General features: G+C 64.7%; 1 protein-coding gene. It reads left to right on the top strand.

Going from position 1 to position 249, the window contains the following annotated elements; all coding sequences use genetic code 11:
* The coding region (locus OZ411_RS43305) for an acyl-CoA dehydrogenase family protein (protein ID WP_282532851.1) at positions 1-249 on the top strand (249 nt) is incomplete at both ends.

Here is a 249-nt window from a genome sequence, read left to right as displayed (position 1 = left end):
GGGGCGCTGGAGGCGATGCTGGAGTTGTCCGTGCGTTATTCGACGGAACGCGTTGCCTTCGAGCGAACCATCTCGAAATATCAAGCGGTGCAGCATAATCTCGCGCGACTAGGTGGCGAGGTCGCCGCCGCGGTCACTGCGGCGACTTCTGCGGCCGATGCGATGAGCGCGGATCCGCGCGATACGGACGGCATCTTGCTTGAGGTGGCGTCGGCAAAGATTCGCTGCGGCGAGGCCGCCGACAAGGGC

Source organism: Bradyrhizobium sp. Arg237L (assembly GCF_029990105.1).
Lineage (GTDB): Bacteria > Pseudomonadota > Alphaproteobacteria > Rhizobiales > Xanthobacteraceae > Bradyrhizobium.
Note: the sequence above shows the minus strand (reverse complement) of the source record. Positions and strands in the feature narration are given on the sequence as shown.